At 79.1% G+C, this 5200-nt stretch carries 4 protein-coding genes; 3 read left to right on the top strand and 1 reads right to left on the bottom strand.

Annotation, left to right across the window (positions count from 1 at the left end; translation table 11 throughout):
- On the bottom strand, positions 1–2719 hold a 2719-nt coding region (locus ONA70_RS34495), incomplete at its 3' end, for an AAA family ATPase (RefSeq protein WP_319959625.1).
- Positions 2720–2914: 195 nt separating this feature from the next.
- Here ONA70_RS34495 and ONA70_RS34500 point away from each other — a divergent pair.
- The 3 genes from ONA70_RS34500 to ONA70_RS34510 form a co-directional block, all read left to right on the top strand.
- A complete protein-coding gene (locus tag ONA70_RS34500) occupies positions 2915–3340 on the top strand; it encodes a hypothetical protein (protein ID WP_265010677.1) in 426 nt (141 codons plus the stop codon).
- Complete coding sequence (locus ONA70_RS34505) at positions 3337–4485, top strand: alcohol dehydrogenase catalytic domain-containing protein (protein WP_265010678.1); 1149 nt, start codon at positions 3337–3339, stop codon at positions 4483–4485. Before ONA70_RS34500 ends, ONA70_RS34505 begins: the two co-directional genes overlap by 4 nt.
- Before the next feature lie 31 nt (positions 4486–4516).
- On the top strand, positions 4517–5200 hold a 684-nt coding region (locus ONA70_RS34510), incomplete at its 3' end, for a saccharopine dehydrogenase family protein (protein ID WP_265010679.1).

A 5200-nucleotide genomic window follows, 5' to 3' on the forward strand; every position in this document is an offset into this window, starting at 1 on the left:
CCGGCTCGCCGGCCCGCCGCTCGTCCGCCCCGCGAACCAGGTCGCTCACCGTCGCCCAGTGGGCGGTGCCGGAGTCCAGGTGCGCGGCGAGCAGGTCGCGTACGCCCGGCTCGGCGCGGGTGAAGATCCGCCGGTAGCCCTCCGGCTCGGCCAGGTCGAGCACCTGCTCCAGGACCCGCCCGGCCCGCCGGTCGTCGCCCCCGTCCTGCGCGACGACCGCGTCGAGGAGGCCGGCCGCGAGCCGCAGCGGCAACGGCCAGGAACCGGCGGCCGGCCCGGTCCAGTCCGGCAGCGTCCACCCCGCCGCCCGGGCGTCGCCGGCCCGCAGCTCCACCCGGGCCAGCGCCAACCCGAGCGCCGCCGCCTGCGCGTCCGGCCCGGCCACGAGTTCCGGCCCGACCACGGTCGCCGCCCGGCTGACGTCCGGCGCCACCACGTCCCCGCCGGTCACCCCGCCGTCCTGAAGCGCGGTCGCGGCGGCGTCCCCGCCGGTCGACCGGCCGGCTGACGGCGCGGTGATCGCACCGCCGGTCCCCGGGCCGGCCGGCGCTGCCGAGCCGGCGGCGGCGGGCCCCGGACGGCTGACCCGGCCGGCGTCGCCGAGGGCGTCGGTGAGCAGGCCGCGGGCGGTGTCCACGTCGCCGACCAGGGCCCGCAGCTGCGCCTCGCTCGCGGTCAGCCAGACCGCCAGTTCCGGCCCGGGCGCGGCCTCCCGGGCCCTGGCGACGGCGCGTAGGGCGGCCGCCGGCTCGCCGCTGGCCGCCAGCAACTCGGCCCGGCAGAGCGCGGCCAGCGCCGCGGCGCCGGGCTCCGCGGTGGCCGGGCCGGCCAGGGTCAGATTCGCCGCCGCCTCCGTCGGCTCGTCCCGGTGCCACGCCACCAGGGCCAGCGCCAGGTACGCGTACCCGCAGTCCCGGGCGCCGGCCCAGCCCCGGCAGGCGGGCATCGCGAGCGCCTCCCGGGCGGTCCGCTCGGCCGCCCGCAGCTCGCCCCGGGCCGCGTCCAGCAGCGCGGACCGGCTGGCGCAGACCAGTTCGGTACGCGGCCGGCCCGCCTCCCGGGCCGCGGCCAGCGCCTCGGCGAACCGTGCCCCGGCGGCGGTCAGCTTCCCCTCGGCCAGCGCGACCAGGCCGAGCGCGGTACCGGCCACCGCCCGCGCGTCGGCCTCCTCCCCCACGCCGGCCCGTGGATCGTCACCCGGTCCGGGCGGGACGGGGCCGGTGGCGAGCAGGCGGTCGGCGGCCGCGCGTACCTCCTCGTGGTCTCCGGTGAGCCGGGCCAGGGTGAGTTCCAGCGCGGTGGCCAGCCGCCGGAACCGGTCCCGGCGTGGGGCGGGCAGGTCGTGGCCGGCTTCGACCGCGCGCCGCAGGTGCCCGCCCGCCGCCTCGACGTCACCCGCGTACGCCCGCTCGGCCGCGCAGGCCAGCGCGAGTTCCGGGTCCCGCCGGACCGCCTCGGCGGGCGGCTCGGCCGGGGCCGGCCCGGCCGGCACGTCCGGGTCGTACGGCACCAGCTCCGGCCAGCGGGCGATCAGCAGCTCGGTGGCCCGGTTCCATTCACCCCCGGCCAGCGCGTGCCGCAGCGCCTCCGCCGGCCGGCCGTTGCCCGCGTACCAGCCGGCGGCGCGCAGGTGCAGGTCGCGCAGCTCGTCGGCCGGGAGCCGGTCCAACTCGTCGCCGAGCAGGTCGGCCAGCAGCGGGTGGCACCGGTACCAGGGCGGGCTGCCGCCGTCCTGCTGCACGAAACCGCCGGCCCGGGCCAGGTCGGCGAGCAGTTGGCCGGCCTCGGCCCGTCCGGTCACCGCCTGGGCCAGGTCGGCGCAGACCGCCGCCGCCACGGCGCTGCGCCGCAGCATCTCCCGGGCGTCCGGGCCGAGCGGGTCGAGCACCTCGTCGCGCAGGTAGCCGGCCACGTCCGGCTGGTCGCCGCCGAACCGCTCGACCGCCCGCGCCGGGTCGGTCCGCCCGCGCAGCGCGAGCGCGGCGAAGCGCAGCCCGGCCGGCCAGCCACCGGTACTCTCCCGCAACCGGGGCACCGTCGCGGCGGGCAGCGGCACGGCATGCGCCACCAGCAGGTCGGCCACCTCGTCGTCGGTGAACGCCAGGTCCGCCGGGCCGAGTTCGGTCAGTTCCCCGGCCAGCCGCCACCGGTGCAGGGCCAGCGCCGGTTCGGTCCGCGCCCCGACCACCAGCCGCAGCCGCCCCTCGGCGTGCCGGAGCAGGAACTCCAGCCCGGTCAGGGCGGCCGGATCGGTGACCCGGTGCAGGTCGTCCAGGACCAGCAGCACCGGGCGCTCCCGGGCGGCGAGCGCCGCGGCGAGCAGCTCCAGCTGGTCCGGCCGGGGTGGCACATCCGGCACCGGCGGCCCCTCGCCCGGCTCGCCCGCCACGGCGGCCCGCAGCGCCGCCGCCAGGTACGACCACAGCCGCTCCCCGGTGTCCCCGTCCTCCACGGACACCCAGGCCGGCGGCGGCGTGGCCCGGGAGGCGCGCGCCCAGGAGGCGAGCAGCGTGGTCTTGCCCCAGCCCGCCGGCCCGGAGACCAGGGTCACCGGCCCGGCCACCCCCTGGTCCAGCCGGTCCAGCAGCCGCGGCCGGACCAGCAGCGGCTGAGGCGGCGGAGGTGCGGCCAACCGCGACGCCAGCAGCGGCGGACCCGCCGGCGCGGTGACGCCACGGGGCGTCTCAGCGACCTTGACGCGGTCAGCCTGTTCCGGCATGCGGCCCTCCCCGTCGCGCCCGCTCCCCTGGTGCTGGGGGCGGTTACCCGGCGCGGAGCAGTTCACCCCTTCGGGGCGAACCCCGGTCACCCGGGGCTGCCCGACGCTGGAGACACCGGGTGGAGACCCCGGGCGGCCGGTCGCGCGTGACCGGCCGCCCGGCAACCCCGACGACGGGAGGGGCAGGTGGCATGGATGGGACGGCTGACCGGCGTCGGGATCGCCCTCGCGGCGGCCGGCGCGCGTGCCCTCGTACGCCGGCGGAACCGCCCGCTCCGCGCGGCCGGGACCGACCCGCGGCCCGGGCGATGGCAGGTGGTGACGGTCGCCGGCCGACCCGAGGAGGTGCTGCCGCCCGGCCGGTGGCCGGAGCCGCTGCGCCGGCTGGACGGCGCGGTGGAGCTGCACGCCCGCCCGGCGCCCGGCGGGCGCGGCACCGAGCTTGCCGCCCGGCCGCTCGGCGGGGACCGCGGATTCCCCGGGATGGCCGCCCATCTGGTCGGGGACGATCCCGGCCGGTTCATCCGGCAGGCGCTGCGGGAGACCAAGCAGCTCGCCGAGACCGGCGAGGTGCTCCGGGCGGACCGGTCCCGGCCCGGCCGGCCGGAGGTGCCCGGATGAGGGCACTGTGCTGGGAGGGCACCGACGAGCTGGCCATCCGCCAGGTGCCCGACCCGGAGCTGCGCAACGCCCAGGACATGATCGTCCGGGTCCGGCAGAGCGTCACCTGCGGGGCGGACCTGCCACTGCTGGCCGGGCGGATCCCGTACCTGGCGGCCGGGGACGTGCTCGGGCACGAGTTCCTCGGCGAGGTGGTCGAGGTCGGGCCGGAGGTGCGCCGGCACCGGGTCGCCGACCGGGTGGTGGTCTGCGCGGCGGTGGCCTGCGGCGCCTGCTGGTTCTGCCGGCAGGGCCTCTTCGCCTGCTGCGACAACGGCACCGCGGGCGCGCCGGAGGCGGAATCGGCCTGGGGCCAGCCCACCGGCGGCTGCTACGGCCACCCGGCCCGGACCGGCGGCTTCGCCGGCAGCCACGCCGAGTACGTCCGGGTGCCGTACGCCGACGTCGGGGCGTTCACCGTACCGGAGACGGTCAGCGACGACCGGGCGGTGTTCGCCTCGGACGCGGCGCCGACCGGCTGGCTCGGCGCCGAACTGGGCGAGGTGACGCCGGGTGACGTGGTGGCGGTCTGGGGCGCCGGGGCGGTCGGCCAGCTCACCGCCGGGGCGGCCGTGGCGCGCGGCGCGCACCGGGTGGTGGTGATCGACGATCACGACGACCGGCTGCGGATGGTCGAGCGGCACGTCGGGGCCGAACCGCTGAACTACCGGTACGTGGACGTCCCCACCGAGCTGCGGGAGCGCAGCGGCGGCCGGGGGCCGGACGTGTGCGTGGAGGCGGTCGGCATGGCGGCCGACCCGCCGGGGCTGCTCGGCGGCCGGGTGGGCGGCGCGGAGCGGCCGCTGGCGCTGCGCGAGGCGGTGCACGCCTGCCGCAAGGGCGGCACGGTGGTGGTGCTCGGCACCTGGACCGGGTTCGTCGACGCGTTCCCGCTCGGCGCGGTGATGAACAAGGGGCTGACCGTCCGCAGCGCCCGGCAGCACGGGCAGCGCTGGATCCCGACCCTGCTGGACCGGATGGCCCGCGACGAGTTGCGCACCGAGCACCTGGCCACCCACCGGCTGCCGCTGGAGCGGGGCGCCGACGGGTACGCGTTGTTCCGGGAGCGGGCCGACGGCTGTGTCCGGGCGGTCTTCACCCCGTGATCGGCCGCGCCGTGGGTGGCACACTCAGCGGATGCGCGACGACCGCACGTACGACCTCGTCCTCTTCGGCGCCACCGGGTTCACCGGCGGCCTCACCGCCGAGTACCTGGCCCGGCACGCCCCGGACGGGCTGCGCTGGGCGATCGCCGGCCGCAACCCGGGCAAGCTGGCCGGGGTACGGGACCGGCTCGCCGCGATCGATCCGGCGCTGGCCGAGCTGCCGCTGCTGACCGCCGACGCGACCGACCCGGCCTCGCTGCGCGCCGTCGCGGAGAGCGCCCGGGTGGTCGCCAGCACCGTCGGCCCGTACATCCGGCACGGGGAGCCGCTGGTCGCGGCCTGCGCCGCCGCCGGCACCGACTACCTGGACATCACCGGCGAGCCGGAGTTCGTCGACCTGATGTACGTGCGGCACCACGCCGAGGCGGTACGCACCGGGGCGCGGCTGGTGCACGCCTGCGGCTTCGACTCGGTCCCGCACGACCTCGGCGCCTGGTTCACGGTCCAGCAGCTCCCCACCGACGGGCCGGTCGCCGTGGACGGCTACGTGCGGGCCGGTGGCCGGTTCTCCGCCGGCACGTACCACTCCGCGCTCACCGCGTTCTCGCGTACCGGGGAGACGAGCCGGGCGGCGAGGGCGCGCAAGGCGGTCGAGCCCCGGCCGGAGGGCCGGCGGGTACGGGCCGTACCCGGGAAGCTGGGCCGGGTGAAGGAC

This window comes from Micromonospora yasonensis (genome assembly GCF_026013475.1).
Classification (GTDB): domain Bacteria; phylum Actinomycetota; class Actinomycetes; order Mycobacteriales; family Micromonosporaceae; genus Micromonospora; species Micromonospora yasonensis.